At 53.2% G+C, this 26,822-nt stretch carries 27 protein-coding genes, 2 tRNA genes, 1 pseudogene and 1 riboswitch; of the genes and pseudogenes, 27 read left to right on the top strand and 3 right to left on the bottom strand.

What is annotated here, in order from left to right:
- Window positions 1-2 precede the first annotated feature (2 nt).
- The 14 genes from ispG to BLQ59_RS11440 all read left to right on the top strand — a co-directional run bounded on the left by ispG (window position 3) and on the right by BLQ59_RS11440 (window position 13,438).
- A complete protein-coding gene (ispG, locus tag BLQ59_RS11375) occupies window positions 3-1,085 on the top strand; it encodes a flavodoxin-dependent (E)-4-hydroxy-3-methylbut-2-enyl-diphosphate synthase (RefSeq protein WP_074573011.1) in 1,083 nt (360 codons plus the stop codon).
- Window positions 1,072-2,793 (top strand): proline--tRNA ligase, encoded by a 1,722-nt coding sequence (locus BLQ59_RS11380; protein ID WP_074573012.1) that lies wholly within the window; start codon window positions 1,072-1,074, stop codon window positions 2,791-2,793. The genes ispG and BLQ59_RS11380 overlap by 14 nt, the downstream gene beginning before the upstream one ends.
- Window positions 2,794-2,948: 155 nt before the next feature.
- Window positions 2,949-4,172, top strand: coding sequence for a dicarboxylate/amino acid:cation symporter (locus BLQ59_RS11385; RefSeq protein ID WP_074573013.1), 1,224 nt, complete (start codon window positions 2,949-2,951; stop codon window positions 4,170-4,172).
- A 164-nt stretch (window positions 4,173-4,336) separates the two neighbouring features.
- The gene (locus BLQ59_RS11390; RefSeq protein ID WP_074573014.1) at window positions 4,337-6,112 is read left to right on the top strand and encodes a methyl-accepting chemotaxis protein; all 1,776 of its coding nucleotides are present in this window, start codon (window positions 4,337-4,339) and stop codon (window positions 6,110-6,112) included.
- Between the two features lie 50 nt (window positions 6,113-6,162).
- Window positions 6,163-6,277: riboswitch (TPP riboswitch) on the top strand.
- A gap of 60 nt (window positions 6,278-6,337) precedes the next feature.
- Window positions 6,338-6,532 carry a sulfur carrier protein ThiS gene (gene thiS, locus BLQ59_RS11395; RefSeq protein WP_074573015.1) on the top strand — a complete coding sequence of 65 codons (195 nt, stop codon included), beginning with the start codon at window positions 6,338-6,340 and terminating at the stop codon, window positions 6,530-6,532.
- A 19-nt stretch (window positions 6,533-6,551) separates the two neighbouring features.
- On the top strand, window positions 6,552-7,331 hold the full coding sequence (locus BLQ59_RS11400; protein ID WP_074573016.1) for a thiazole synthase: 780 nt from the start codon (window positions 6,552-6,554) through the stop codon (window positions 7,329-7,331).
- Window positions 7,332-7,343: 12 nt separating this feature from the next.
- Window positions 7,344-8,609 carry a 2-iminoacetate synthase ThiH gene (gene thiH / locus BLQ59_RS11405; RefSeq protein ID WP_074573017.1) on the top strand — a complete coding sequence of 422 codons (1,266 nt, stop codon included), beginning with the start codon at window positions 7,344-7,346 and terminating at the stop codon, window positions 8,607-8,609.
- Window positions 8,590-9,195, top strand: coding sequence for a thiamine phosphate synthase (locus BLQ59_RS11410; RefSeq protein WP_074573018.1), 606 nt, complete (start codon window positions 8,590-8,592; stop codon window positions 9,193-9,195). The genes thiH and BLQ59_RS11410 overlap by 20 nt, the downstream gene beginning before the upstream one ends.
- 4 nt (window positions 9,196-9,199) lie before the next feature.
- Window positions 9,200-9,958 (top strand): HesA/MoeB/ThiF family protein, encoded by a 759-nt coding sequence (locus BLQ59_RS11415; RefSeq protein WP_256324664.1) that lies wholly within the window; start codon window positions 9,200-9,202, stop codon window positions 9,956-9,958.
- A gap of 97 nt (window positions 9,959-10,055) precedes the next feature.
- On the top strand, window positions 10,056-10,967 hold the full coding sequence (locus BLQ59_RS11420; RefSeq protein ID WP_074573032.1) for a serine acetyltransferase: 912 nt from the start codon (window positions 10,056-10,058) through the stop codon (window positions 10,965-10,967).
- A 166-nt stretch (window positions 10,968-11,133) separates the two neighbouring features.
- On the top strand, window positions 11,134-11,757 hold the full coding sequence (dhaL, locus tag BLQ59_RS11425; RefSeq protein ID WP_074573019.1) for a dihydroxyacetone kinase subunit DhaL: 624 nt from the start codon (window positions 11,134-11,136) through the stop codon (window positions 11,755-11,757).
- Window positions 11,758-11,792: 35 nt separating this feature from the next.
- A complete protein-coding gene (gltX, locus tag BLQ59_RS11430; RefSeq protein WP_074573020.1) occupies window positions 11,793-13,247 on the top strand; it encodes a glutamate--tRNA ligase in 1,455 nt (484 codons plus the stop codon).
- Window positions 13,248-13,286: 39 nt separating this feature from the next.
- Window positions 13,287-13,361, top strand: a tRNA-Glu gene (locus tag BLQ59_RS11435).
- 2 nt (window positions 13,362-13,363) lie between these two features.
- Window positions 13,364-13,438, top strand: a tRNA-Glu gene (locus BLQ59_RS11440).
- 60 nt (window positions 13,439-13,498) lie between these two features.
- Here BLQ59_RS11440 and BLQ59_RS11445 read toward each other — a convergent pair.
- A complete protein-coding gene (locus BLQ59_RS11445) occupies window positions 13,499-14,899 on the bottom strand; it encodes an MATE family efflux transporter (protein WP_256324665.1) in 1,401 nt (466 codons plus the stop codon).
- 96 nt (window positions 14,900-14,995) lie between these two features.
- On the opposite strand from BLQ59_RS11445, the gene BLQ59_RS11450 reads away from it, so the two are divergent.
- The 7 genes and pseudogenes from BLQ59_RS11450 to rpmF all read left to right on the top strand — a co-directional run bounded on the left by BLQ59_RS11450 (window position 14,996) and on the right by rpmF (window position 19,013).
- Window positions 14,996-15,844 carry a MerR family transcriptional regulator gene (locus BLQ59_RS11450; RefSeq protein ID WP_074573021.1) on the top strand — a complete coding sequence of 283 codons (849 nt, stop codon included), beginning with the start codon at window positions 14,996-14,998 and terminating at the stop codon, window positions 15,842-15,844.
- Between the two features lie 69 nt (window positions 15,845-15,913).
- Entirely contained in the window at window positions 15,914-16,498 is a 585-nt protein-coding gene (gene rsmD, locus BLQ59_RS11455) for a 16S rRNA (guanine(966)-N(2))-methyltransferase RsmD (protein ID WP_074573022.1), read from the top strand.
- Complete coding sequence (coaD, locus tag BLQ59_RS11460; RefSeq protein WP_074573023.1) at window positions 16,495-16,989, top strand: pantetheine-phosphate adenylyltransferase; 495 nt, start codon at window positions 16,495-16,497, stop codon at window positions 16,987-16,989. Before rsmD ends, coaD begins: the two co-directional genes overlap by 4 nt.
- Window positions 16,990-16,993: 4 nt before the next feature.
- Window positions 16,994-17,527: pseudogene (locus BLQ59_RS11465) on the top strand (ATPase); the annotation flags it as partial.
- A gap of 261 nt (window positions 17,528-17,788) precedes the next feature.
- A complete protein-coding gene (locus BLQ59_RS11470) occupies window positions 17,789-18,250 on the top strand; it encodes an RpiB/LacA/LacB family sugar-phosphate isomerase (RefSeq protein WP_074573024.1) in 462 nt (153 codons plus the stop codon).
- A gap of 55 nt (window positions 18,251-18,305) precedes the next feature.
- On the top strand, window positions 18,306-18,806 hold the full coding sequence (locus BLQ59_RS11475; protein WP_074573025.1) for a YceD family protein: 501 nt from the start codon (window positions 18,306-18,308) through the stop codon (window positions 18,804-18,806).
- A 27-nt stretch (window positions 18,807-18,833) separates the two neighbouring features.
- Window positions 18,834-19,013: a 50S ribosomal protein L32 gene (gene rpmF / locus BLQ59_RS11480; protein WP_014423332.1), complete on the top strand. Its 180-nt coding sequence runs from the start codon at window positions 18,834-18,836 to the stop codon at window positions 19,011-19,013.
- Between the two features lie 47 nt (window positions 19,014-19,060).
- On the opposite strand, the gene BLQ59_RS11485 is transcribed toward rpmF, so the two are convergent.
- Both BLQ59_RS11485 and rpsT read right to left on the bottom strand, forming a co-directional pair.
- The gene (locus BLQ59_RS11485; RefSeq protein ID WP_074573026.1) at window positions 19,061-19,810 is read right to left on the bottom strand and encodes a DeoR/GlpR family DNA-binding transcription regulator; all 750 of its coding nucleotides are present in this window, start codon (window positions 19,808-19,810) and stop codon (window positions 19,061-19,063) included.
- Between the two features lie 129 nt (window positions 19,811-19,939).
- The gene (gene rpsT / locus BLQ59_RS11490; RefSeq protein ID WP_026761325.1) at window positions 19,940-20,206 is read right to left on the bottom strand and encodes a 30S ribosomal protein S20; all 267 of its coding nucleotides are present in this window, start codon (window positions 20,204-20,206) and stop codon (window positions 19,940-19,942) included.
- A 163-nt stretch (window positions 20,207-20,369) separates the two neighbouring features.
- On the opposite strand from rpsT, the gene lepA reads away from it, so the two are divergent.
- The 6 genes from lepA to BLQ59_RS11520 form a co-directional block, all read left to right on the top strand.
- Window positions 20,370-22,166 (top strand): translation elongation factor 4, encoded by a 1,797-nt coding sequence (gene lepA / locus BLQ59_RS11495; RefSeq protein ID WP_041914535.1) that lies wholly within the window; start codon window positions 20,370-20,372, stop codon window positions 22,164-22,166.
- Between the two features lie 12 nt (window positions 22,167-22,178).
- Window positions 22,179-23,318 carry a radical SAM family heme chaperone HemW gene (gene hemW, locus BLQ59_RS11500; protein ID WP_074573027.1) on the top strand — a complete coding sequence of 380 codons (1,140 nt, stop codon included), beginning with the start codon at window positions 22,179-22,181 and terminating at the stop codon, window positions 23,316-23,318.
- Between the two features lie 74 nt (window positions 23,319-23,392).
- A complete protein-coding gene (locus BLQ59_RS11505; protein ID WP_074573028.1) occupies window positions 23,393-24,307 on the top strand; it encodes a polysaccharide deacetylase family protein in 915 nt (304 codons plus the stop codon).
- A 20-nt stretch (window positions 24,308-24,327) separates the two neighbouring features.
- Complete coding sequence (locus BLQ59_RS11510; RefSeq protein WP_081342550.1) at window positions 24,328-25,293, top strand: serine hydrolase; 966 nt, start codon at window positions 24,328-24,330, stop codon at window positions 25,291-25,293.
- 201 nt (window positions 25,294-25,494) lie between these two features.
- Window positions 25,495-25,662, top strand: a complete 168-nt coding sequence (locus BLQ59_RS11515) for an Arc family DNA-binding protein (protein WP_074572016.1) — start codon at window positions 25,495-25,497, stop codon at window positions 25,660-25,662.
- A gap of 93 nt (window positions 25,663-25,755) precedes the next feature.
- Window positions 25,756-26,822, top strand: a 1,067-nt coding sequence (locus BLQ59_RS11520; protein WP_143005348.1) for a sugar transferase, incomplete at its 3' end; no start/stop codon positions are given.

Here is a 26,822-nt window from a genome sequence, read left to right on the forward strand (position 1 = left end):
ATATGTTTGAACGCAAGAAAACCCGGCAGATCCATATCGGCGGCGTCGCCATCGGCGGCGGGGCACCGATTTCCGTGCAGTCCATGTGCAATACCAAGACCACGGATACGAAAGCTACGGTTGCGCAGATCAAAGCCCTGCAGAATGCCGGCTGTGATATCGTGCGGGTGGCTGTGCCGGATATGGAAGCGGCGCAGAACCTCGGCAATATCATCCGGGAGATCAATATTCCCTTGGTGGCCGATATTCATTTTGACTACAAACTGGCCCTTGAGGCCATCAAGCAGGGGATTTCCGCCTTGCGCCTGAACCCAGGCAATATCGGTGGGGAGGAAAAGGTGCGCGCCGTGGTCAAGGCGGCCAAGGAAGCCCATATCCCCATCCGCATCGGAGTGAATGCCGGTTCGTTGGATAAGAAGATTCTGGCCAAGTACGGGGCCATTACCCCGGAAGCTTTGGTGGAATCTGCCATGCAGCATGTGAAGATCCTTGAGGACCTGGATTTCCATGACCTCAAGATTTCGCTCAAGGCCCATGATGTGCCTTTGACGCTCGCGGCTTATCGCCTCATGAGTAAGACGGTGGATTATCCGCTGCATCTGGGCATTACGGAAGCCGGCACGGTTAACACGGGGATCATCAAGTCGGCGGTGGGGATCGGTGCCCTGCTTTCCGAAGGCATTGGCGATACTTTCCGTATTTCCCTGACCGGTGATCCCGTGGTGGAAGTGAAAGTAGCCAATGAGATCCTGAAATCCTTGGGCCTCAAGGAATATGGGCCGACACTCGTGGCCTGCCCCACCTGTGGCCGTACGAGCATTGACCTGCCCGCCATTGCTGCGCAGGTCGAAAAGAAACTCGAAGGCATCCAAGATCCTATTGACGTAGCAGTCATGGGCTGCGTGGTCAATGGCCCGGGCGAGGCCCGTGGCGCGGATGTGGGCATTGCGGGCGGCAATGGCGAAGGACTGATCTTCCGCAAGGGCGAAATCATCCGCAAGGTGCCGGAAGAAAATTTAGTAGAAGAACTCTTTAAAGAAATTGACGCGATATTGGAGGAACGTAAGAACAATGCGAGCAAGTAATTTATATGCACCCACGCTGCGCAATACGCCGGCAGAAGCCGAGATTGCGAGCCATCAGCTCATGTACCGTGCGGGGATGATCCGCAAGGTGGCCGGTGGTATGTACACCTACCTGCCTTTGGGCTGGCGTGTCATTCGCAAGATTGAGGAAATCATCCGTGAGGAGATGGACGCCGCCGGCGGTCAGGAAATCGGCATGCCGATCCTGCAGCCTTCCGAGCTTTGGGAAGAAAGCGGCCGCTGGGCTGCTTACGGCGATGAGATGATGCGCATCAAGGACCGCCATGGCCGCAACTTCTGCCTTGGCCCGACGCATGAGGAAATGATTACGGATCTCGTGCGGGATGAGGTCAGCTCCTACAAGCAGCTGCCCCTGATGCTCTATCAGATTCAGGATAAGTTCCGCGATGAACGCCGTCCACGCTTCGGCCTGATGCGCAGCCGTGAGTTCATCATGAAAGACCTCTATTCTTTCGATAAGGATATCGAGGGCATGAATGAGTCCTATCAGAAGATGTACGATGCTTACACGAATATCTACACCCGCATGGGGCTGGAGTTCCGTCCGGTAGAGGCCGACAACGGCGCCATTGGCGGCGGCCATTCCCACGAGTTCACGGTGCTGGCCGAAGCTGGCGAATCCAATATCGCCTACTGCACGAAGTGCGACTATGCGGCCAGCGATGAGAAAGCAGCGCTGAGCCCCATCGAAGCACCGGCAGAAGATGAACTGCCGCTCGAAAAGGTGGCTACGCCGGGGGCCAATACGATTGAAGCTTTGGCTCAGTTCCTGAACATTCCTGTGGAAAAGACTATTAAGGCAGTGGCTTATCAGTCCGATAATGGCAAGTTGGTTCTCGCTTTTGTCCGCGGCGACCATGATGTCAACGAAGTCAAGGTAATCAATCAGGTGGAAGGCGCGCTGGAACTCACGATGGCCGAAGATGAAGCCATCAAGAATGCTGGCGGCTGCCCGGGCTTCATGAGTGCTATCGGTATTACGCCCAGTGAAGATGTGATTGTTCTTGTTGATCCCACGGTTATGAACATGCATAATGCCGTGGCTGGGGCAAACGTTGTGGATGCCCATTACAAGAATGTGAATCCGAAACGCGACTTCAATGCCGAGGGCATTATCGTGACTGACCTGCGCATGGTCAAAGAGGGCGACGCCTGCCCGCATTGCGGCGCAGAATTGAAGATGACGCGCGGCATTGAAGCCGGTCAGGTCTTCACGCTGGGCACGAAATACAGCCAGGCTATGGGCGCGATGTTCCTCGACGAGCAGGGCAAGCAGCAGCCACTCTACATGGGCTGCTACGGTATCGGTGTAGGCCGTACCATGGCTGCTGCCATCGAGCAGAACAACGATGAGAACGGCATTATCTGGCCGCGTGCTATTGCTCCGTTCGAAGTGGTGGTCGTAGCCGTCAATGCCAAGAAGGAAGACCAGCTGGCTTATTCCGAGGAAATCTATAAGGAATGCAAGGCTGCTGGCTTCGACACCCTGCTCGATGACCGCAAGGAACGCGCAGGCGTCAAGTTCAAGGACTGCGATCTGATCGGCTATCCGCTGCGTGTGGTAGTTGGTCCCAAGGCCGTCGAAGAAGGCCAGATCGAGATCAAGGTGCGCAAGACCGGTGAGATGTTCACGGTGAGCCGCGAGGAATACCTGGATAAGGTAAAAGAGCTGCTGGCAGCGTTATAATGCAGGTAAGTCTTCCCTTTTGGGGAAGACTTATTTTTTTAGAAAATTATGTATACAATACACATGGCCGGAGAATATAGACACTCTTTACATAAATTCGTATAATGGAGACAGATGGAAGCGCATTTATAATTTATAGTAAAGGGAGTGATAGTATGAATCTTTCCATCAAAATCTTTATCGCTCTGGTACTCTCCGTCGTGGTGGGACTGATTGCTGGGGAACCGGCTCTGCCATTTATCAATTGGTGGATTGCCCCGATTGGTACCATGTTCATCAATCTGATCAAGATGATGATCGTGCCGGTCGTCTTCTTCTCACTAGTGGTGGGGATGACCAGCCTGGGGGATACCAAGAAATTAGGACGTATTGGTGCCAAGACTGTAGTCCTGTACTTGATGACTACGGCGGTAGCAATTCTGATTGGTTTCAGTGTTGCTGGTATTTTCAGCCCGGGGACGGGGTTGTCGCTGACCAGTGATGCAGCGGTGAAGGTCAAGGAAGCTCCGGGGCTCATGCAGGTTCTGGTAGCGATGATTCCTGCTAATCCCATTGATGCGATGGCTAAGGCTCAGATTCTGCCGGTTATTGTGTTCTCCTTGTTCGTTGGTATTGGTATTGTCCATGTGGGCGGCGAGCGGGCACAGCTTTTGATGAAGTTCTTTGACGCAGCTGCTGAAGTCTCCTATAAGATTATCGGTATCGTGATGCAGTTTGCACCGATTGGTGTATTTGCTCTGCTTTTGCCGGTTGTAGCGAAGAATGGTCCGGCAGTCCTGTTGCCGCTGATGTCTGTTATTGGCTGCGTAGCCATTGGCTGCCTGATTCATGCCGTAGTGGTGTATTCGTCTCTGGCCCGTGTCTGGGGCGGTCATACGCCAATGGAATTCTTCCGGGGCATGAGTGAGGCCATGATGATTGCTTTCACGACCTGTTCCAGTGCAGCAGCTTTGCCTATCAACATGAAGAACTGTCAGGAGAAGCTGGGGGTATCCCGCGAGGTTTCCTCCTTCGTTCTGCCGCTGGGGGCTACCATCAATATGGATGGTACGGCTCTCTATATGGGTGTCTGCTCGCTCTTCATCGCGAATGTGTTTGGTATTGATCTGACCATGGGGCAGATGCTCATGATCATCCTGACGGGTACGCTGGCCTCCATTGGTACCGCTGGTGTTCCGGGCGCAGGCCTGATCATGCTGGCGATGGTACTGCAGACCGCTGGCCTGCCGTTGGAAGGTCTGGCCTTGGTAGCTGGTATCGACCGTGTGCTCGATATGTTCCGTACTTGCCTGAATATCACGGGTGATGGTGCTGTGACCATTGTCATGGATCAGGAAGAAAAGAAGCATGATAGAAATGTAGTTGGCGCACAGGCATAAACTGAATAACGTGCAAAAAGCATCTGACTGGTTCGTTGACCGGTCAGATGCTTTTTTGTTTATAGCATAAATTTTTAGCAGGAATAGGGATGCTCATGTCGAATAAGCAGAATTAGAAAGAAGAATCTTAATAATCGGATAAGGAATGGTTTGGAGGGATAGGCATGTCGCTAAAGGGACGGTTCGTGATAATGGTCATAGGCATCGCAGTGCTGACTACCATCTGTGTCAGTGCGGCGTTTATCATGAACCTGAAATCCGAGTCAGAACGGCAGGTCGCTGCGGTGAAGCAGACGATGATCGAAGATGTGGAACGGGAGCTCAAGATTGAAACCGAGACCGCTATATCCTTGATCAAACAGGTGTATGACCGGCAGCAAAAGGGGGAACTGACGGAAGAGCAGGCACGAAAAGAAGCGGCTGATCTGGTGCGTAACCTGCGTTATGATGATGGCAAGGGTTACTTTTGGATTGATACATATGAAGGTGTCAACGTGGTGCTCTTAGGGCGTGACACTGAGGGAAAATCCCGTATCAATCTTACGGATCCTTCCGGCAAACAGTTTATCAAGGAAATGATTGAAAATGGCCGCAAGGATGGTGGTGGTTATACGGACCTGATGTTTGCTAAGCCTAATGAAACCACACCTTTGCCCAAACGCAATTATACGGCCACCTTTGCGCCCTACCAGTGGGTGTTGGGGACGGGCGTCTGGATTGACTATATTGACAGCCGGGTAGCCGAGGAACAGGCTGCGGCAGATGAAGCTTTCAAATCTACGCTGATCAATACGGTGATCGTCAATCTTATCCTGTTGGTGATTTTCTCGGCATTAGGGATGCTGGCGGCTAAATCCATCGTCGGGCCATTGCATATCGTTACCGAACGCCTCGGCGTCATGGCCACCGGTGATTTGCGCGAAGACAACTCCCTGGAGGAAGTATTCCATCGTACGGACGAGATCGGGGAAATGAGCCGGGCCCTGCATACATTGCAGTCCCATGTCAGCGAGATGATGCGGCAGATCATCGATTCCAGCCAGCAGGTGGCAGCTTCCAGCCAGCAGCTTACCAACAGTTCGGAACAGTCGGCAGAAGTCAGCGGTTCTGTAGCGGACAGCATTGTCAACGTGGCGGGCTCCTGCAGTGAGCAGTTCACGGAAGTTGAGAATGCCAGCACCAATATCGAGAGCCTGTCTGAGAGCATGGAACGCTTCAAGAAGACCATCGAACATGCCGGGAAAGTGGTAGCTGAAGCCAAAGGCCAGGCTGATAGCGGGGAAAAGGCTGTGACCGGTGCTGTGCGGCAGATGGAACTCATTGAGCAGTCCGTGAGCCAGTCGGCACAGGTTATTGAGGAATTGGGCAGAGAGTCCGATAAGATCGGCGCCATTGTGGATGCGATCTCCGAGATTGCTGAGCAGACGAACCTGTTGGCGCTCAATGCGGCGATTGAAGCTGCCCGTGCTGGCGAGCATGGCCGTGGCTTCGCGGTCGTGGCCGATGAAGTCCGGAAACTGGCCGAGCAGTCGAGCTCTTCGGCCGGAGAGATTTCCGGCCTGATCGGTTCCATTCAGGATAAGGCCCGCAATGCCGTATCGGTCATGCAGGATGGCGTTTCCCAGGTACAAAATGGTGTGGGTGCCGTGAATGGTGCAGGTAACAGCTTCAAAGATATTGCCGGTATGGTCGAGCAGGTTGTGGAAGAGACGGCGGAGATGGAGCGTACGGTGGCAGGTTTGGCCCGCAATACCACGACCATCCATGAAGCGGTCAACAAGATCAGTGAGATGAGCCGCAATGTGGCTTCCGAGGCGGAAACAGTATCGGCGGCTACGGAAGAGCAGACGGCCACGATGAACGAGATTGCCAGCGCCAGCCGCCGTCTTACGGAAATGGCCAATGGCATGGAGTCCTCCGTGGAGAGATTCAAGATTTAAGCGTATTGGAACTTGCATTTTCTGCTTTAGGGCGTATAATGGAGGTAGAACTTCATAGCAAGGGGAGCTTGCGGCGAGAGCACAGCAGGCTGAGAGGGGGCTCAAGGTCCCGACCCATAACCTGATTTGGATAATGCCAACGTAGGGATGTGCAAGTGAACTGTGTTTTTTAGGGACTGTCCGGAACGGGCAGTCCTTTTTTGTGGTGCAAAAGGGGGCGAATATATGGTGACAATCAATGGCAAAGCGGAGCAGGCTGCCGGCAGGAGTATTGCGGCATGGCTGGAGGCGGCAGGCTATGGCGGGCGGATGATCGCTGTGGAGTATAATGGGGAGATTATCTCCGCAGCGCAATATCCGCAGGTTATATTGCATGATGGTGATGTAGTGGAAATCGTCTGCTTTATGGGCGGTGGCTGATCTTATGGAGGCTGATACGATGGAAAATAATATGGAAGACTGTTGGGAATTAGCAGGACATAAATTTCACTCCCGTTTTATCTTAGGATCGGGCAAGTATTCGCTGAAACTTATTGAGGCGGCCGTAAAAGATGCTGGGACCGAGATTGTGACACTAGCCGTGCGCCGGGCCAACACGCAGGATAAGGAAAATATCCTGGACTACATACCGAAGCAGGTGACGCTTCTGCCGAATACGTCCGGAGCACGCAATGCCGAAGAGGCCGTGCGCATTGCTAGGCTGGCCCGGGCCATGGGCTGTGGGGATTTTGTCAAGATCGAAATCATGCGGGACAGCAAGTATCTGCTGCCGGATAACAGTGAAACCATCAAGGCCACGGAAATTTTGGCCAAGGAGGGTTTTGTTGTGCTGCCCTATATGTATCCGGATCTCAATGTGGCCCGGGATTTGGTCAGTGCCGGGGCGGCTGCCGTGATGCCGCTCGCGGCGCCGATTGGCTCCAACAAGGGACTGGCCACGAAGGAATTCATTCAGATCTTGATCGATGAAATCGACCTGCCCATTATCGTGGACGCGGGCATTGGAGCGCCGTCCCAGGCCTGTGAAGCGATGGAGATGGGAGCGGCGGCCATCATGGCCAATACGGCGCTGGCCACGGCGGGCAATCTGCCCCTGATGGCGGCGGCGTTCAAGGAGGCCATTGCCGCTGGGCGTAAAGCATATCTGTCCGGATTAGGACGGGTGCTCGTGCGCGGGGCTGAGGCTTCCGATCCCCTGACCGGGTTCCTGCATGATTAAGGGGGGATTACGATGACAGAAGCGAAGGAAGCAAACAGTTTTCTGGTGGATTCGGCGCGGCTGAGCGAAAAGGCTCTAGAGCGTAAGCATGAATTGGAGAACAATCCGGCGAGCCGCAAGAGTCCCCTGGCTTATTTCCCGGAAATGGAGCAGCTCGATTCCACGGTAGAGGCAGAAGTCCTCGCGGAAATGGAGGCTTATGATTACAACCGCTATACGGCAATTGATGTGCGGAGGGCACTTGACCATACGACCTGCTCGCAGGAGGATTTCAAGGCTTTGCTGTCACCGGCGGCAGCGCCATTCCTGGAGGAGATGGCAAGGCGTGCCCGGCAGGAGACCAGCCGTCACTTTGGCAATACGGTCTATCTTTTTACGCCGCTCTATATTGCCAATTACTGCGAGAATTACTGCGTGTACTGCGGCTTCAACTGCTATAACGATATCCAGCGCCTGCAGCTTGATGAACAGCAGATTGAGCATGAGATGCAGGTGATTGCTGAAAGCGGCATGGAGGAAATCCTGATCCTGACTGGGGAGAGCAAGGTCAAGAGCAGCATTGAATATATCGGCAAGGCCTGCCAGCTGGCGCGGAAGTATTTCCGCAATGTGGGGCTGGAAATCTATCCGGTCAATACGGAAGATTACCGTTACCTGCACGAATGTGGTGCCGATTATGTGACGGTCTTTCAGGAAACTTATGATCTCGAGCAGTATGAGAAACTGCATCTCCTGGGACATAAGCGCGTGTTCCCCTACCGCTTTGCGGCGCAGGAACGGGCTTTGCGCGGCGGCATGCGGGGCGTGGGCTTTTCGGCGCTGTTGGGGTTGGCAGATTTCCGCAAGGATGCGCTGGCTACGGCGCTGCATGTCTGGCATCTGCAAAGGCGTTATCCATGGGCGGAATTTTCCCTGTCCTGCCCGCGCCTGCGGCCCATTGTCAACAATGACAAGATCACACCGCAGGGCGTAGGCGAGCGGGAACTCTGTCAGGTGCTCTGCGCCTACCGCATCTTCCTGCCCTATGTGGGCATCACGGTGTCTTCGCGCGAGTCGGCTGCATTCCGCAACGGCATCGCCAAAATCTGCGCCACGAAGATTTCTGCCGGGGTGTCCACGGGTATTGGCGACCATGAGGAGAAGTATGAAGGCCATCAGGAGGGAACACATGGTGATGAGCAGTTTGAGATTGCCGATAACCGCAGCATCGACACGATGTATGCAGATATGAGCAGCGAGGGGCTCCAGCCGGTGCTCAATGATTATGTCTATGTATGAGCAGATGGATTGGCACAGGATTATTGCCGTGACCAATCGCCGGCTTTGTGCGGGAGATTTTTTGCGGCAGATAGAGTCGGTGGCCAGCCGCCAGCCCCGGGCCATAATCCTGCGGGAAAAGGATCTAAGTGCCAGGGAATACCGGGAACTGGCGCAGGCGGTGCAGGAAATCTGCCGCCCGCATGCAGTGCCATTGTACCTGCATAGTTTCCCGCAGGTGGCAATGGAGCTGCATGCGGCTGGCCTGCACCTTCCCCTGCCGCAGCTACGACAGTTATCCGCCGGCCAGCGGAAGGATTGGCGCGTGCTGGGAACTTCCTGTCATAGCGTGGTGGAGGTGCAGGAGGCAATTGCTTTAGGCTGTTCCTATATCGTAGCCGGCCATATCTACGCAACGGATTGCAAGCGGGGGCTGCCGGGCAGAGGTTTGGACTTCCTGCGGTCGGCCTGCCAGACGGCAGGAAATATGCCGGTCTATGCGATTGGCGGCATCACGCCGGAACGCTTGCCGGAGGTGTTGGCAGCAGGTGCTGCCGGAGCCTGTGTGATGAGTGGTATGATGAAGGAATCGGATTGGTGGAGGTGAGTCTGTGCAGTTGAATACAGAAGAAAAGGAACGCTATGCGCGGCAGATCATGCTGCCGGATTTTGGCGAAGCGGGACAGGCGAAATTAAAAGCTGCCCGGGTGCTCGTGGTCGGTGCGGGCGGCCTGGGGTCGCCCGCGGCCTTTTATCTGGCTGCGGCCGGGATTGGCACGGTGGCTTTGGCGGACTTTGATCAGGTGGAGCTGTCCAATCTGCAACGTCAGCTTTTGCATACGACGGCAGATCTGGGGCGGCGCAAGATCGACAGCGGCAGGGAAAGTCTGCAGGCACTTAATCCTGCGGTACAGGTGCCTGTCTATGCAGAAAGAATAACGCAGGAATCCCTGCAGCATCTTTTGCAAAGCGAACATTTCGATATGGTGGTGGACGCCGTGGATGATCCGCTGACGAAATTTGCCATCAATGATGCCTGCGTAAGAATGCAGGTGCCCTTTGTCCATGGGGGAATCCTGCGGTATCAGGGACAGCTTATGACCTATGTGCCGGGAAGTCCCTGCCTGCGCTGTCTGTTCCCGGAGGCACCCAAAACAAATGGCGGCAAGAACGGCGTTTTAGGATCGGTGCCCGGCGTGATTGGCAGCCTGCAGGCCACGGAGGTTATCAAGTTCCTGCTCGGGATCGGAGAACTTTTGACCGGGCGTCTTGTGACTTATGATTCTCTGGCGATGTCATTTCGTACGATAATGGTCCCGCAGCGTGTTCATTGTGTCTGTCAGGATATTGACAGGTCAGGGCGGGAATGATACGATAATATGAGAGAAAACAGGATGGTTTCAAATTCTGCTGCGGCAGTGTTTGAAGCCATTTTCGTATATGCATGGCAACAAAAAGGAGAACTTTATGCAGGATATTATCGGTCAGGATATCAAGGATATTACGCAGGACATATTGGCAGACTATGACAAGGCGCGCCATATCGACAAACTGGATGTATTCAACCAGCCGGATACGAAGGTGATCTATGAGCTGATTGGGGAGATGAACCGGGTGGCTTATCCCGGCTATGTGAAAGATCCGCACTACCGCATCTACGATATCCGCAATAACCTGTCCATGGTCATTGAGGATATCGCCTTCCGTCTGAACAAGCAGATTGCCATTGCCCTGCGTTATGGCATGAAACTGGATGAAGAGACGCTGGATGCTACGCGGTCAGAGTCTCAGCGTATTACACTGGAATTTTTACGGCAGATTCCCAAGATCCGCGAATACCTGGCTACGGACGTGGAGGCCCTGTTCGATGGAGATCCGGCAGCAGAGAGTGCCGATGAGATCATCTTTGCTTATCCTGGTCTCTATGCGGTGACGGTATTCCGCTTTGCCCATGAGCTCTATAAACTGGGTGTACCGGTGATTCCCCGCATCATGACGGAGCTGGCGCATAGCAAGACGGGCATAGATATCAATCCCGGGGCGACCATCGGCAAATACTTCATGATTGACCATGGTACGGGCATCGTGATTGGAGAGACGACGGAAATCGGCGAGCATGTGAAGGTCTATCAGGGCGTGACCTTGGGCGCGCTTTCGACCTCCGGCGGCCGCAAGCTCTTCAACAAGAAGCGCCATCCGACCATCGAGGACAACGTGACCATCTATTCCGGGGCTTCAATCCTCGGCGGTGACACGGTGATCGGCAAGGGCTCGGTCATCGGGGGCAACGTGTTCCTGACGCATTCGGTGCCGCCGGAAACCCGTGTCAGCGTGAAGAATCAGGAGCTGCGCTATAATATGGGCAGCTGTGATTTGTGATATACAAATAAATAGATTTTCTTCCTATATTTCTGTCAATTCACACTTGCGCTTTGTTCTCAGCGTGTTATAATGGTTAGGTGTGTATTTATAAACTCATTGTTTCCCCATCAATGAGTTTTTTAATTTTTATTCTAATTTACTTTATGCAAGGAGTATGTGTGTTATGTCGAGAATTAAAGACGCCTTTGATGCCGTAGCTGAAGCGATTATTGCGCAGAAAGATTATTTATCGGATATTGACGCCAAGGCCGGCGATGGCGACCATGGCCTGAATATGGCCCGCGGCTTCCGGGCTGCCAAGGAAGCTTTGGATGATATGGATGATACGACGCAGATTGGCCCCGTGCTGAAAAAGATTGGCAAGAGCCTGATCCAGAACGTGGGCGGCGCAGCCGGCCCGCTCTATGGCGCTGCCTTTGTCAAAGCCAGCGAAGTCTGCGACGAAGAAACCCGCATGAACATCAAGAGCTTTGAAAAATTGCTGGCTGCAGCCATTGCCGCCATCCAGGAGCGGGGCCGTGCAGAGCAGGGCGACAAGACCATCCTCGATGCCCTGATTCCCATCCATGACTGCTTCCTGCCGGAAAATGTCGAGGACAAGAATCTCTTTGAAGTGCTGCAGGAAGCTTCCAAGGCCGCTGGTGATGGCGTGAACTACACGAAAGAAATCCCGGCAAAAAAAGGCCGCGCGAGTCTCGTGGGTGAGCGCAGCATTGGCGTCGAAGATCCCGGTGCTGTCAGCACCATGCTGATGTACCGTGCCCTGTATCAGTTCCTGAAGCGTTAAGCTTTATCATAGTTATTTTTTAGGAGGAAGTTTCATTGAGTCAGAAGGTTCGTACCCGTTTTGCACCTAGCCCGACGGGATATATGCATATTGGCAATCTGCGCACGGCGCTCTATGGTTATCTCTACGCTAAAGCGCAGAAGGGTGATTTTATCCTGCGTATCGAAGACACCGACCGTACCCGTTATGTGGCCGACGCTGTGGATTTCATCAACCGTACTTTGGAAATGGCCCATATCGTGCCGGACGAAGGCCCGGATATTGGCGGCGATTGCGGTCCCTATGTGCAGAGTGAGCGCATGGATATCTACAAGAAGTATGCCGAAGAGCTCGTGAAGACCGGTCATGCTTACTACTGCTTCTGCAATCCGGATGAGGATCATTCCGCTGGCGAATTCGGCGGTTATGACCGTACCTGCCGCGATCTCGATGCGGCTGTGATTGAAGAGCATCTCAAGAATGGCGATCCCTATGTTATCCGCCAGAAGATGCCACTGGACGGTTCCACGACGTTCTTTGATGTGCTCCATGGCAATATCACGATCCCTAACTCGGAACTTGAGGATCAGGTGCTGCTGAAGCGCGATGGCATGCCGACCTATAATTTCGCCAACGTCATCGATGACCATCTCATGAGCATCAGCCATATCATGCGCGGTGCGGAGTTCATCACGTCCACGCCGAAGTACATCCTGCTCTATGAAGCTTATGGCTGGGAAGTGCCGACCTTTATCCATCTGGCACCGGTTATGGGCAAGAATGAAGACGGTTCCGTGTCCAAGCTCTCCAAGCGTCATGGTGCTACGAGCTTCGATGATCTCGTGAAACTCGGCTACCTGCCCGAAGCTATCACCAACTATGTGGCACTCTTGGGCTGGAACCCCAAGACCACCAATCAGGAAATCTTCTCCATGGAAGAACTGATTGCCCATTTCGGTCTCGATGGCCTGTCCAAATCCCCGGCTGTGTTCGACTATGACAAGCTGGGCTGGATCAATGGCGAATACTTCAAGGCGATGAGCGACGAAGAATTCGCTAACCGTGCTCACGATTTCGTGGAAGACCTGCCGGATTACCTTGAGGCAAACTGGCAGACGGTTGCAGCCCTGCTGAAAACCCGCGTACAGCGTTTTAGCGACGTCAAGGATGAGATTGACTTCCTCGTGGAGATGCCGGCATTCGATGCTAACCTTTACAACAATAAGCGCAACAAGGTCAATCCGGAGAAGGCAGCAGAACTGATGCCAAAACTCATCGAGCTGCTGGAAAATGTCAGCGAAGCTGATTGGCATAATGACAGCCTTTACGCAAAACTCGAAGAATACATTGCTGCCCAGGAACTCAAGAAGGGCCTCGTGATGTGGGTGCTGCGCATCGGTGTAGCCGGCAAATCCGTAACGCCGGGCGGCGCTACGGAAATCCTCTCCGTGCTCGGCAAAGAAAATTCTTTGGACCGTCTCAAAAAAAGTCTTGCCAACCTTACGGCATAGTGCTATAATAATTTGAGTCAGCGATAATCGACTGACCATGGCGCCTTCGTCAAGCGGTTAAGACACCGGCCTCTCACGCCGGGTTCACGGGTTCGAATCCCGTAGGCGTCACCAGCGGCACCTTCGTCAAGTGGTTAAGACACCGGCCTCTCACGCCGGGTTCACGGGTTCGAATCCCGTAGGTGTCACCAATTGCATAGAATCAGCCCCATCCGAAAGGATGGGGCTTTTTGGCTATATATTTGTGAGGATCAGCAGCTCAGCTGACGCTGGCGCTGCAGAGACTGGCGTCGCTGGGCTTTCTGCTGCAAGGTCAGGAAACTATGCCGCTGCTCGTAGAGCAGGAAGGCTGAGAGCAGGACTGCTGTAAGATCTGCCGCCGGTACAGCCAGCCAGACGCCGCTGAAGCCGATAAGCTTTGGCAGGAGCAGCAGGAAGATCACGATGCCAGCAAAGTTGCGGGCAAAGGAGGCAATGGCGGAGGTCCTGCCATCGGCAATGGCCGTGAAGAAACCCGAGGTGAAGATATTGAACCCCGACAGCAGGAAGCTGAAGCCAAAGAGCAGGAAGCCATTGACGGTGATGCTGTAGGCTGAGCCACCGTCTGGCAGGAAGAGCTGGATCAGCGGTTCGGCCAGGAGGCGGGAGCCGGCAAAGGAAATCAGGGAGAAGATGCCGATGCTCAGAAGGGCCAGACGCATCAGCCGCAATAGTTCGCGGTAATTTTTCGCGCCGTACTGATAGGAGAAGATGGGCGCAATGCCGTTATTGAAACCGACGAGGATAGAGGTCAGCAGCATTTCTGCATAGAGGATCACAGAGATTGCGGCTACGCCATCGGCGCCAGCCCAGGAAAAGGTGATGATGTTGAAGAGGTAGGTGGTCACACCTACGGAAAGTTCCGTGACCAGTTCCGAGGAGCCATTGTACATGGCCTGCAATAACATGCGCCATTCCAGTGTGGGTTTCATGAACCGGATCATGCGGCTGCGGCGGGCGAAGTAGTGAAGGCCTATGATGGCCGCAGCTGTTTCGCCAAGGCCTGTACCCAGCGCAGCTCCCGCGATGCCCAGTCCCATTTTGGCCATGAAGAGATAGTCGAGGCAGGCATTGAGGATACCGGATACGACCGAGACGGCAAAGCCTTGGATGGGGCGACCATCAGCGATGAAGAGGGCGTTGAATATCATCATCATGGCTGCTGCCGGGAAGAAGGGCAGCAGCGTCACGATGTAGTTCACACATTCATCATAGAGGGCAGGACTGGCCCCAAGGAAGGCGAGCAGAGGCTCCATGAAGAGCCAGAGCGTAAGTGCCAATATGAGGCTCAGTACCACGCCGCTGATGGTAATCAGGGTGAACCGCCGGCTGGCGAGCTCGCGATTACCCTCGCCCAGGGTTTTGGCAACCAGTGCCGAACCGCCCGCGGCGAGCATAATGGCCAGCCCCAATACGAGATTGAACGCCGGATAGACGATATTCGATGCCGCCAGAGCGTCACTGCCAACGTAGCGGCCAATGAAGATGCCATCGGTGACGGTGTAGAGAGAGATCACGATCATCATGCCGATGGAGGGGGCCGCGAACTTCAGCAGTGACCACATACTGTGGTGATAAGATAATGGATTACGGGTATTCTTACGCATAAACATTTTCCTTTCTCATAATAATCTGCTTGAATACTGGATTCGCATCTTGTATATTAAGCATAAAGGATACAGTAACTGTAATGTCAAGGGGGATTTTTCATGGCACGGCATATGACATTCCATATCGGTGAATTCGCTCGGATGACCGGGGTGAACAAACGGACGCTGCATTATTATGACAGCGAGGGCATCTTCAGTCCGGACTCGGTGGAGGCCAATGGCTATCGGGCTTATTCCTCACGGCAGTTCTATCCCTTCTATATGATACGCATGTTCCGGGATATGGGGCTGGAACTTGCAGAAATCAAAGAGTATATGGAAGGGCGTACGCCGGAAAGATTTGCCCGGCTGCTGGCAGAGCAGGAAGCATGGCTGAATCAGGAAATTGCCAAACTCCGGCGCATGAAACAGATTGTCGCCAATCAGCGGCAGGTCTTGGAGCAGGCCCGACAGGTGCAGCTGGATATCGTGACAGAACAGGAACTGCCTGAGCAAAGACTGATGATTTCAGACGATTTGCGGCAGCTTTATCTGCAGGAAGATTGGGAAGGCGTGGAGCAGAAATTTGCCACGCATATGCGGGATGCGATGGAAGCCGGCCTTTTAATCGGGTATACCTTTGGGGCTATGGTGGCCAGGGAGGATTTCATGCGGCCAGGCTTTGAACAGGTGGTTAGTCATTTCTATGTGGCAACGGATAGGAAATGGCGCAGGCTGCCCAAGGCGCAGCGCTGCCTAAGGCCGGCAGGGCGGTATGTCGTGACCTGTTTCGCCGGAGATTATATGGATACGACAGCTTCCTATGAAAGATTGCGCCAATATATGCAGGCACATGATCTCGAGGCAGCTGGTCCTTCCTTTGAAGAGAGCCTGCGCGAGGATATGAGCACGGCCAATCCGGCAGAATTCATCACTCGCATAGCTGTGCCCGTGCAAGGGAAAATTTAACGGTGCATAGTTCACTATTACAGAAAAATATGCTAAAATGATAATGTTTCGTTAGTAGGGAGTGAGTGAATGCGCATAATTACCGGTTCGGCCCGGGGCTGCCGCTTGAAGACGCCTAAGGGGGCCGAGGTGACAAGGCCTACGGCGGACAGGGTGAAAGAATCCCTGTTCAATATCTTAGGGAATCTGGTACAGGAACGGAAGGTGCTGGACATTTTTGCCGGTACCGGCAACCTGGGCTTGGAAGCACTTTCCCGGGGCGCAGCGTCGGCAGTATTTGTGGACAAAGCTACCGCCGGTCTGATCCGGGAGAATCTGGAACTTACGAGGCTGTCTGACAAGGGCACGGTCCGCAGCGGGGATGTCTTTGCAGAATTATCCCGGCAGTCCGCAGCGCAGGCTGGTTTCACGCTGGTTTTCTGCGATCCTCCCTATCATCAGGGGCTTTGGCAGCGGGCTTTGGTACAGATTGATGGTTCTGATGGCCTGATGGCAGAAGAGGGAATCCTCGTGGTGGAACATGGCGCTGATGAAAATGACTATCCGGAATTATCCCGGCTGCAGTTGGTGCATAACCGCCGTTATGGGCATACCACGCAGATCAGTTTTTTCCAATGGCGTTCCTATATGGAAGCAGAGGAGGACGAAGTATGAAGCGGGCGGTATGTTCGGGCAGTTTCGATCCGGTGACCATGGGGCATCTGGATGTCTTTGAACGGGCCAGCACCATGTTTGATGAGCTCATCATCTGTGTGTTCCGCAATGTGGAAAAGAGGGGATTTTTCCCGGTGGAACAGCGGGTGCAGCTGATAGAGGAGGCTGTTGCGCACTTGCCTAATGTGCGGGTGATGGCCTTTGACAGCTTGATCACCGACTTCATGGCGGCGCAGGATGCAAAGATTATCGTGCGGGGCGTGCGGTCGGTGAAGGATCTGGAATACGAGGAGAACGAAGCTTATATGATCAAGCATCTGAATCCTGAAATCGATACCGTGTTCCTGCTGACGCGGCCGGACCTGTCTTATGTGAGTTCTTCCGGTGTGCGGGAGGTTTTCCGCTTTGGCGGCAGTATAAATGGTTTGGTACCTGCCTGTGTGGAACAGGCGATGTTAGATAGAAAAAAAGCAGATGGGGAAAGGAAGTAACAGTATGTCAGTACGCGAGACTTTGGATAGAATCGAGAATATGGTGGTGGGCGCCTCCCGGGTGCCCTTTACGGAAAAGACTTTAATCAACGACAACGAATTGGTGCATTATGTGGAGGAACTCCGCAATGACCTGCCCAAGGAGCTGAACCGCGCTGATGAGATCATGCGCGACCGCGACCAGATCCTGAAATCCGCTGAGGAAGATGCGGAGGATATCCGCAATAAGGCCAAGGAATATGCGGCAAGCGTCATCGAGGAAAGCGAGATCGTCAAGCAGGCACGGGAAAAGGCCCGGGCTATCGTGCAGCAGGCCCAGGATCAGGAGCGCGAGATCATGGAACGCACCCAGGCCAATGCCACGCAGCTTCAGAACAATGCCGATGCCTATGCCAATCAGGTGTTCGACCAGCTCATCAGCCATGTGAACGGTACCTTCCAGGGCGTACGTCAGGCTGAGGCCGGCCTCCAGCAGGCACTCAATGTCCTGCAGCAGGCCAAAGCGCAGATGAATCAGCAGGCTGCCCGCCAGCAGCAGGAACAGCAGCAACAGCAGCAGCAATTGTTGCAGAGACAGCAGCAGATGCAGCAACAGATGCAGCAACAGATGCAGGAGCAGTTGCAGGAGCAGGAGCCACACCAGCTGCAGCAGCAACAGCAGCGATTCATCTCCGCCAAGTCCGAGTGATAGAGGCATAGAGGCCGGGGATGCGGCTGATGTTTTGTAAAAATATTGACAAATAAAATTCCTCTCGTTACAATCATAATATCGTTTAGGATTGTAACGGGAGGTTTTATTATGAAAATTGCAATGGCTAACGACCATGCCGGGACGCGGCTTAAAGAGGAGATCAAGGCTTATTTGGAGAGTGAAGGCCATGAGGTCAAGGATTTCGGTACCTATGATGAGGAATCCTGCGACCTGTCGGATTTCGTTCTGCCGGCAGCTGCGGCAGTAGCCAAGGGCGAATGTGACCGTGGCATCTTTGTGGATGGCGTCGGCTATGGCAGTGCCATGATTGCCAACAAACTGCGCGGGATTTTCGCTGTGGTCTGCCAGGATCCGTTCTGTGCAGCGCTGGCCCGCCAGCACAACGACTCCAATGTGCTGTGCCTGGGCGGCAAGATCATCGGCGGCGCTATCGCCATGGAGACGGTGAAGACCTGGATGCATACAGATCCGCTGACGGCTGAGAAATATGTGCGCCGCGTGGAGAAGGTCAAGAAAATTGATGCCGAGTTTACGGTGGCAGTAAAGTAATAAGCATTGACAAAGCCCCATACGGTCGCTATAATTATGTGAGGTTGATGCTGAAATGATGAATATTAATATTGCTGAATTACAAACTGATTTAGGCAGGGAGCTGCCATTTGATTTTTCCGTGACGGCGGCAGAGATTGATGCCGAAAGTGATGACTATCAGTTCGCAGGTCCCATCAAGGTGACGGGAACGGTGGTCTACACGGGGATGCGCTGGCGCGTCAGCGGCAGGATCGAAGTGGTCAAGACCTTTGTCTGCAATCGTTGTCTGGCAGATTGCCGTGAAGAACAGGTGCACGAGTTTTCCGAGGACTTCACGCGTGATGAAGGCGAGGATGACTCCATCAATGTCTTCAGCGGGGATTTGCTCGATATCGAGGACCTGGTGCATGACACCCTGCTGGCAGCCCAGTCCCTCAGTAATATATGCAAGCCCGATTGTAAGGGGCTTTGCCCAAAGTGCGGACATAACCTGAATGAAGGGGACTGCGGCTGTGACCGTTTCGTACCTGATCCGCGCATGGCAGCATTACAGCAGTTATTGAACAAAGACTAAAGAAAGTTTCAAGGAGGTGTATCCGAAATGGCAGTTCCAAAGAGAAAAATGTCCAAGGCCCGCCGCGACCAGCGTCGTGCTAATTGGAAGCTGGAGGCTCCTGGCTTCGTAGCCTGCCCGCAGTGCCACGAACCGAAGATGCCCCATCATGTATGCCCGGAATGCGGCTACTATGACGGCAAAGAAGTCGTTGCTGCAGCTGAATAAGCGATAAATAAAGCAGTGAGAAAGGTAGATACTTTCTCACTGCTTTTTTATTCCCCAACCGGATACACATGAATTCCCTTGCCATGCAGCTGGCTCATGGTTTCACTGTCTGCCAGGTCGTCCGTGTAGAGGGCCGAGACTTGTTCAAAGGGCAGCAGCTTCACCGTGCCATGCGTCTTGAATTTGGCCGATTCGGTCAGCACGATGGTCTGTTCGGCCCGCTCGGCCATGACGCGGGTGGCTTCGGCCCGCATGAGGTCGTTGGACATAAAGCCGAGGTCATTGAGACCGTCCGTGCCCACAAAGAACTTGCTGACGTAGAAATCCCGCACGCAGCTGCGGATCATGGGGCCGACCATGACCTGCGATTCCTTCTGGTATTCCCCGCCCAAAAGGATTACGCGCACCTGCGGGTATTTGCGGATGTAATCGGCGATAAAGGCCGAGTTGGTGATGATGGTCACATCGCGGCGGTTGGCGGCGATTTCCTCGGCCAGCAGCGCACAGCAGCTGCCGGACTCGATCATGATGGTTTCCCCATTGTGCACGCTTTCGGCCGCCCGGCGGGCAATGCGCAGCTTCGCTTCGTAGTTGAAGGAAAGGTGGTTGCCCACATCGTCGCTGGTGGTCAGCCGGGCATAGCCGTGTTCCCGGCGCAGCAGTCCCTTTTTTTCCAATATATTCAAGTCCTTGCGGATGGTCACTTCCGAAACATCCAAAGCCTTGGCCAGTTCCGTCACCGCAATGCGGTTGTGCTGGTTCACGAGGCTCAGCAGTTTGCTATGACGAATATGCATAAAAATCATCCCCTGTCGTTTTCTCTAACGTAAGTATAACATAATCGGCAGGCATTTCAAATGAAAGCGATAAAAGCGCACAAAAAAACCGCCCCGAGGGACGGTTTTTTTCTATCTCATCTGAGAAAATTACTTAGCGAGTGCGTTCACTTTGCGAGCCAGACGGGACTTTTTGCGAGCTGCACAGTTCTTGTGGAACACGTGGTTAGCTGCAGCCATGTCAATGGTCTTGCAAGCAGCTGTGAGGAGGGATTTCGCTTCATCAACGTTTCCAGCCTCAACAGCGTCGAGAACACGACGGGAAGCAGTGCGTACACGGGACTTCTCAGCAGCGTTCTTCGCACGGCGCTTAGCGTCAGATTTTACACTAAGAATAGATGCTTTAATATTCGGCAAGTAGTTCACCCCCCTCAAATGATTCGTTACCTAGCTATTTTAGCACGCCCTTTGCCAAAAAGCAATAGTTTTTTGCGTTGTGCTGACTATATTTCTTGCAGGGGAGGGGGAAAATGCGTTATAATGACTGTTATATGGAAAGAAGTGCGAAAGGAAAATGACCATGCAGAACAAGAATATCCGCAATTTCTCGATCATTGCCCATATCGACCACGGCAAATCCACCATTGCGGACCGCTTGATTGAATATACCGGAACGCTGACACAGCGTGAAATGGAAGCGCAGGTCCTCGACAATATGGACCTCGAGCGGGAACGCGGCATCACGATCAAGGCTCAGACCGTGCGCCTTGACTACAAGGGCAAGGACGGGGAGATGTATCAGCTCAACCTCATCGACACCCCGGGCCATGTGGACTTCACCTATGAGGTTTCCCGCAGCCTGGCTGCCTGCGAAGGAGCATTGCTTGTCGTGGATGCGGCGCAAGGCGTTGAGGCGCAGACCTTGGCCAACGTCTATATGGCCCTCGAAAACGATCTGGAAATCGTGCCGGTCATCAACAAGATTGATCTGCCCAGCGCTGATCCCGACCGCGTGAAGGAAGAGATTGAAAACTCCATCGGCCTGGATGCCACGGATGCGGTACTGGCTTCGGCCAAGACGGGCATCGGCATTGAAGAGATCCTCGATGCTATTGTAGAACGCATTCCGGCACCGGAAGGGGATGAGAATGCTCCGCTGCAGGCGCTGATCTTTGACTCCTTCTTTGATTCCTACAAGGGCGTTATCGCCCATGTGCGCGTCAAGCAGGGCAAGATCAAGAAGGGCATGCGACTCAAGATGATGGCTACGGGCAAGACCTTTGAAGTCACGGATGTGGGCTGCTTCAAGCCCCAGCCTGTGGATGTGGGCGAGCTCAATATGGGTGAGGTTGGCTTTGTGGCAGGCTCTCTCAAAGATGTCCGCGATGTGCGGGTGGGCGACACCATCACCTTTGCCGACAAGCCGGCGGCCGAGCCGCTGCCCGGCTACCGCGGTGTGACGCCGATGGTTTACTGCGGCCTGTACCCCGTGGAAAGCTCCGACTATGACAACCTCAAGGACGCGCTCGAAAAGATGCAGATCAATGATGCAGCTTTGGTGTTCGAGCCGGAAACTTCCGTGGCCCTGGGCTTTGGTTTCCGCTGCGGCTTCTTGGGGCTCCTGCATATGGATGTCATTCAGGAGCGCTTGGAGCGTGAATATCATCTGAAGCTCATCACCACGGCGCCTTCCGTTATCTACCATGTGTTCAAGACGGATGGTTCGGTACTCAACGTCAGCAACCCGGCCGAACTGCCGCCGCAGACGGAAATCGAGCATATCGAGGAACCATTCGTCAAGGCTACGGTGATCGTGCCCAATGATTTCGTCGGCGCGGTCATGGAGATTTCGCAGGACAAGCGCGGCGTGTTCAAGAATATGGATTATCTCGACACCAACCGCGTCATGATTACCTATCATATCCCGCTCAACGAGATCATCTTCGACTATTTTGACCGCCTGAAGTCCGCGACCAAGGGCTATGCTTCGCTGGACTATGAACTGGCAGATTATCAGGAGTCCAAGCTCGTGAAGGTGGATATCCTGCTGAACGGTGATCCCGTGGATGCGCTTTCGACCATCGTGCATAAGGACAGAGCCCAGAGCCGCGGCCGCCAGTTGGCCTCCAAGCTCAAGGAAATCATCCCGCAGCAGATGTTTGAGATTCCGATTCAGGCAGCCATCGGTTCCAAGGTCATTGCGCGTGAGAACGTGCGGGCACGGCGCAAGGACGTGCTGGCCAAGTGCTATGGCGGCGATATCTCCCGTAAGCGCAAGCTTTTGGAGAAACAGAAGGAAGGCAAGAAGCGCATGAAGGCGGTTGGCTCGGTAGAAGTGCCGCAGGAAGCCTTTATGGCCATTTTGAAGATAGATTAAAGGAAGATCGTTATGCAATGGGGAGTTTATATCCATATTCCCTTTTGCCGGCAGAAGTGTTTCTATTGTGATTTTCCCTCCTATGCCGGGCGGGAAAATCTGATGGAAGCCTATGTGGAAGCCCTGTGTCAGCAGATCAAGATACAGGGCTTTTCCTATCGGCAAAAGTGGGGCAGGCCTGCGACTGTTTATATCGGCGGCGGTACGCCTACGGCACTGCCCTTGGAAAATATGGCGCAGATCCTGCAGACTGTGGAAAATTTCATCGGTGCGGAGATTGCGGAGTTTACGGTGGAATGCAATCCCGGCACAGTCGATGCGCAGTATCTGCAGATGCTGAAGGCAAATGGCGTCAATCGGCTGAGTTTTGGCGTACAGAGTTTTGACGACGGGCTGCTCAGGCGGATCGGGCGCATCCATAATAGTGCGGAAGCTCTAGAAGCAATCCGGTTGGCGCAGGAAGCAGGTTTTGCTAATATCAGCCTGGACTTGATATACGGCCTGCCGGAGCAAACGATGGAACAGCTGCAGGCCAGTGTCGGGCAGGCGCTGAACCTGGGTGTCCAGCATATTTCCATCTATGGCCTGCAGGTGGAGGAAGGCACGGTCTTTGCCCGCCAGCAGGAATTGGGTAAATTGGACCTGCCTGCCGAGGAAGAGGCCGAAGCCATGTATGACTATATGACCAATGTCCTGCCACAGCATGGCTATTTGCGCTATGAAGTGTCCAACTTTGCTCAGCGCGGCTATGAAAGCTGCCATAACCGCAGCTATTGGCATGATGTGCCCTATTTAGGCCTCGGCGCGGCGGCCCATTCCTATCTGGAGGGGAAACGCTATGCGGCTGTTGCGGATATCCAGGAATATATCGCCGGGATAAAGGCGGGGGATGAGATCTGGAAGCTGGAGGAAGAGCCAACCCGCCAGCACGCCATGGAAGAATTTGCCTTTTTGGCTTTGCGCACGGTCGAAGGCCTTGCGGCCCGGGATTTTGCGCAAAAGTTTCAGGTTTCCCTGCAGGAAATCTATGGTGAGACTATGGCAAAACTGGCACAGCAGGGATTGCTGCAGGTCGATGACAATGGCTGCCGTCTGACAAATCAGGGATTTAAATATGGCAATGTGGTCTTTGCGGAATTCATATTGGACTGATTGCTGTTTAGGGGGTATAATGGGAAGGTATTCGAGAATTATGAATTGGGAATTTGATTTGGGGGCGCTGTAAGGTGAAAAGCAAGAGTTTTACCAGGATAATCGGTGTCTTGGTGGGAATAGCCGTATTAGGCGGTATAGCAGGAGCGGCCTGGCTGGCGAAGGTCAAGGCAACGGAGCCGGCAGTTACGGCGGCTTCGGAGGCCGTGGAGGAACCGGGAGTGGAGTCCCCGGCCTATACCCTGGCCAAAGGGGATTATAGCAATCTGACCTATGACAATATCCATTTGGATAAGCCGGTCTATGACCGTTATACCCTAAAGCAGCGGCAGGAGAAAGGCCTGCCCACGATGCTGCCGGCCCTGCCGCGTTATACGGCGGAAAAGGTGGCCTATCTGACCTTTGACGATGGTCCTGATGGCAAGAATACGCCGGCCATCCTGGATATCCTGAAGAATTATGGTGTCCATGGTACCTTCTATGTGCTGGGCGGCATGGTGGAGAAGCATCCGGACGTATTGAAGCGGATCTTTGCCGAAGGCCATGCCATCGGCAATCACAGCTATGACCATGATTATCATAATCTCTATGCCAATAAAGAGAGATTTATCGAGGAGATGGAGCATACTGATGACATCATCATGAATACCATCGGCGTGCGTCCCTTTATCATCCGTGCCCCGGGCGGTACTGTGGGCATGTTTGCCAACGATTATTATGAGGCCTTGAATCTCTTAGGCTATGTGGAGCATGACTGGAATGTGCTGACGGAAGATGCTACGCCGAAAAAGCCCAATGCTTATCAGCAGCTCCAATATGTGGATAGAAGGACACAGGGGCATCTCAAGGACAATATGGCGTTGATCCTCATGCACTGCAACGGTGGCAAGGAAGAAACCGTGAATGCCTTGCCGGGAATCATCGAAAATCTTGCGGCGAAGGGCTATCGTTTTGGTGTGGTGACGCCAATCACGCCACAGCCATGGTAAATAAACTTTAGGTATATACAATGAAAAGGAAGGTTCGTCATTCCGTGACATTCAAACGGATTTTTACTTTTTTCGCAGTGGTGGCGACTTTAGAAGTGGGCGGCATAGTGTCCGCTGCTCTATGGATGCATCATGGCGATGGGAAATTGGCAGCCCAGGCGGCTGCTAATTTCGCTATGGGTGAGAAAAAAAGCATACGTACGGACCGGGCGGCTGACGAGGGGGATCTGCAGGCCAATACGGCCCGCATCATCGGCACGAGCAAAAATCAGATGTCGGTTTATTTCCTGCGCCCGGACCGGGAGATCGAGCCTTTCCTTTACAACCAGAGGCAGATGTCTCCGGCCAGCATCATCAAGCTCTTTGTCATGGCCAAGACCATGCAGGATGTCCATGACGGCAGACTGTCCCTGGAGGACAAGGTAACCATCAGGAAGAATGACGTGGTGGGCGGCGCTGGTGTCACAACCTGGTATGACATCGGCCAGCAGCGCACGATACGGCAGCTGCTGACGGTCATGATCACCGACAGCGACAATACCGCCACCAATATCCTGATCGACAAGCTGGGCATGAAGAACATCAATCAATACATCGCCCAGTCCGGCTACAGCGATACCGTGCTGGCGCATAAGATGATGCTCAGCAACGGCGGGCGCAAAAACCTGTCCTCGGTCAGGGATCTGGGTCATCTGCTGACCAAACTCTACTATCATCAGCTTGTAGGCCCTGAGGAAGATGAATTCATGCTGAGCGTCCTGAAGCAGCAGCATGACAAGGAATGTCTGGGGTCAGCCCTGAACGGCTACACGATTGCCCACAAGACTGGCGAAGTCACTGGCGTCTATACCGATGGCGGTATCTTCATTGGCAAGGATGAAGATTTCATCCTCGTCATCATCAACAACGGCACGGAAGGCCGTGTCGATACCATTGACAAGATGCAGCAGCTGGCTCGCTATTATGCTGGGACAACAAAGAACTGAATAATGAAATAAATATTGCAAAAAGACTTGCAACACTGTAGAAAAGTGTTGCAAGTCTTTTTATTTGTAAAAAACATCCAACAAAAGTGTGTTTTGTGGATTAAGTTGATATTTTTTTACATAATGTCTTGTGGGGGGGGGCATATGTGCTAATATAATGGAGTGTGTAAAAAGAAATAAATGAAAGGAAGAATTAATCCCATGTTCCAAGTCCGACAGACCGAAGAAATGATCAATAAAACATTCCGCCTCCCGCAAAGCCTATTGGAGGAACTCACCAAAGTGGCCGAGTCCGAGCACGTATCGGTAAACAACCTCGTCCGCCAATGCTGCGAATACGCCCTCAGCAACATGAAAGCCGAGAAATAATCAAACAAGGCTGAAAAAAAAGCCTTCCCCTTGAGGGGAAGGGGAACCGCTTCAGCGGTGGATGAGGTGGCAATCATATCAGAAAGGAATTATATGACATTGACCGCAGATACTAACCAAAATTCCATAAGGCAAAAGGCGAGGCGTTATCTGGCACCGGTTCTGTTCCTGCTGACTGATTATGTGGCCGTCATTCTGACCGGTCAAATGTCAACGTCAATCTATGACCTGTCAATCCACAGGGCTTATCTATACTTTTGGCTGCCCTTGACGTTCCTGTTATTTCTCGCCCAGTCAAGAATCTACAATACCATGCAGCCATTTATCTACACCGTGCGCAGCATCTTCTACGGCATATCCTATGCCATGCTGGCCTGTGTGGCAGCGCTGTATTTCTTCACGAGTTGGCAGGCGCCGCGCTCTTTTTTCATAGTTTTCTGGCTATTAATGCTAATCACGATTTACTGCGAACGACTGGCCGTCAGCTTTTATCTGAAACACCGTCATCATCTTTACGAGGACGTAATCATGATTGGTGCCGGCAAAACCGCCGAACGCGCCCTGCATTTCTTCAAGGATGACTTGGGCTATCGCTATCATATCGCCGGTTTCATTGACGATCATCCCGTTTCGGATAAAATTCCCCAGCGCTACAACTTGTTGGGAACTGTGGCTGAGGCGGAGCAGATCATAAAAAACATTAATGCCAAAACGGTGATCATCACAGCACCAGGTATGGAACGGGATAAACTCCAGCATCTGATCACCACAGTCCAGCCGCATGTAAGGCATCTGTCCTATGTGCCGGATCTCATTGGTACCCCAATGGCCGATGTAGAAGCACAGTCTCTGTTCAGCGAAGAAATCCTGATGCTGCATATGAAGAATAATCTGGCCCTGCGTCGTAATCGGATTTACAAGCGAGCCTTTGACCTGATTTTGACTACTATCGGCGGATTGGCAATCAGTCCGATTCTGTTAGCGCTTGCGATTTGCATCAAGCTGGATTCCAAAGGCAGTGTATTCTACAATGCAGATCGTATTGGCAAAGATGGCAGGAATTTCAAATGCTACAAATTCCGTTCCATGCATGTCAATGGCGATGAAATCCTCAGAGATTATCTGGCAAAGAATCCTGTTGCCGCTGAAGAATGGAAAAA

Origin of the sequence: Pseudoselenomonas ruminantium, assembly GCF_900104055.1 — a bacterium.
In the GTDB taxonomy this organism is placed as follows: domain Bacteria; phylum Bacillota; class Negativicutes; order Selenomonadales; family Selenomonadaceae; genus Selenomonas_A; species Selenomonas_A ruminantium_C.

Coding starts and splice junctions, on each gene's coding strand:
- ispG (WP_074573011.1), top strand. CDS start 3: ATGTTTGAACGCAAGAAAACCCGGCAGATCCATATCGGCGGCGTCGCC.
- BLQ59_RS11380 (WP_074573012.1), top strand. CDS start 1,072: ATGCGAGCAAGTAATTTATATGCACCCACGCTGCGCAATACGCCGGCA.
- BLQ59_RS11385 (WP_074573013.1), top strand. CDS start 2,949: ATGAATCTTTCCATCAAAATCTTTATCGCTCTGGTACTCTCCGTCGTG.
- BLQ59_RS11390 (WP_074573014.1), top strand. CDS start 4,337: ATGTCGCTAAAGGGACGGTTCGTGATAATGGTCATAGGCATCGCAGTG.
- thiS (WP_074573015.1), top strand. CDS start 6,338: ATGGTGACAATCAATGGCAAAGCGGAGCAGGCTGCCGGCAGGAGTATT.
- BLQ59_RS11400 (WP_074573016.1), top strand. CDS start 6,552: ATGGAAAATAATATGGAAGACTGTTGGGAATTAGCAGGACATAAATTT.
- thiH (WP_074573017.1), top strand. CDS start 7,344: ATGACAGAAGCGAAGGAAGCAAACAGTTTTCTGGTGGATTCGGCGCGG.
- BLQ59_RS11410 (WP_074573018.1), top strand. CDS start 8,590: ATGATTATGTCTATGTATGAGCAGATGGATTGGCACAGGATTATTGCC.
- BLQ59_RS11420 (WP_074573032.1), top strand. CDS start 10,056: ATGCAGGATATTATCGGTCAGGATATCAAGGATATTACGCAGGACATA.
- dhaL (WP_074573019.1), top strand. CDS start 11,134: ATGTCGAGAATTAAAGACGCCTTTGATGCCGTAGCTGAAGCGATTATT.
- BLQ59_RS11445 (WP_256324665.1), bottom strand. CDS start 14,899: ATGTTTATGCGTAAGAATACCCGTAATCCATTATCTTATCACCACAGT.
- BLQ59_RS11450 (WP_074573021.1), top strand. CDS start 14,996: ATGGCACGGCATATGACATTCCATATCGGTGAATTCGCTCGGATGACC.
- rsmD (WP_074573022.1), top strand. CDS start 15,914: ATGCGCATAATTACCGGTTCGGCCCGGGGCTGCCGCTTGAAGACGCCT.
- coaD (WP_074573023.1), top strand. CDS start 16,495: ATGAAGCGGGCGGTATGTTCGGGCAGTTTCGATCCGGTGACCATGGGG.
- BLQ59_RS11470 (WP_074573024.1), top strand. CDS start 17,789: ATGAAAATTGCAATGGCTAACGACCATGCCGGGACGCGGCTTAAAGAG.
- BLQ59_RS11475 (WP_074573025.1), top strand. CDS start 18,306: ATGATGAATATTAATATTGCTGAATTACAAACTGATTTAGGCAGGGAG.
- rpmF (WP_014423332.1), top strand. CDS start 18,834: ATGGCAGTTCCAAAGAGAAAAATGTCCAAGGCCCGCCGCGACCAGCGT.
- BLQ59_RS11485 (WP_074573026.1), bottom strand. CDS start 19,810: ATGCATATTCGTCATAGCAAACTGCTGAGCCTCGTGAACCAGCACAAC.
- lepA (WP_041914535.1), top strand. CDS start 20,370: ATGCAGAACAAGAATATCCGCAATTTCTCGATCATTGCCCATATCGAC.
- hemW (WP_074573027.1), top strand. CDS start 22,179: ATGCAATGGGGAGTTTATATCCATATTCCCTTTTGCCGGCAGAAGTGT.
- BLQ59_RS11510 (WP_081342550.1), top strand. CDS start 24,328: ATGAAAAGGAAGGTTCGTCATTCCGTGACATTCAAACGGATTTTTACT.
- BLQ59_RS11515 (WP_074572016.1), top strand. CDS start 25,495: ATGTTCCAAGTCCGACAGACCGAAGAAATGATCAATAAAACATTCCGC.